At 69.9% G+C, this 359-nt stretch carries 1 protein-coding gene; it reads right to left on the bottom strand.

Annotation, left to right across the window (positions count from 1 at the left end; translation table 11 throughout):
• Positions 1-359, bottom strand: a 359-nt coding sequence (locus tag ACPXB1_RS30680) for a condensation domain-containing protein (RefSeq protein ID WP_425736186.1), incomplete at both ends; no start/stop codon positions are given.

Here is a 359-nt window from a genome sequence, read left to right as displayed (position 1 = left end):
CCTGCCCAGGCTCCGGCGCCGGTGGGGTGAGCCGGCCGGGGCCGGTCGGTGGGGAAGTCCAGCGTCGGTAGGTCGGCCAGGATCATCCGCCAGCGATCGAGTTGGCGACCCAACTCCTCATCGTCGAGGCGGGCACGTTGCCAGACGGCGTGGTCGGCCGGCTGCACGGCCAGACCAGGCAACGGATCCGAAGCGGTGACGCCGGTTTCCGCGGCATAAAGGTGGGCCAACTCGTCGGTGAGGATTCCTACTGACCAGCCGTCGGCGACGATGTGGTGCGCTACGAGGACGAGTACGTGGTCGTCCGGTGCCAGGCGGCCGAGGGCGGTGCGGAAGACGGGTCCGGCTGCCAGGTCGAA

The organism is Micromonospora sp. DT68 (genome assembly GCF_049847245.1).
Lineage (GTDB): Bacteria > Actinomycetota > Actinomycetes > Mycobacteriales > Micromonosporaceae > Micromonospora > Micromonospora profundi.
The sequence above is the reverse complement of the archived record's forward strand: the minus strand, read 5'-3'. Positions and strand labels throughout refer to the sequence as shown.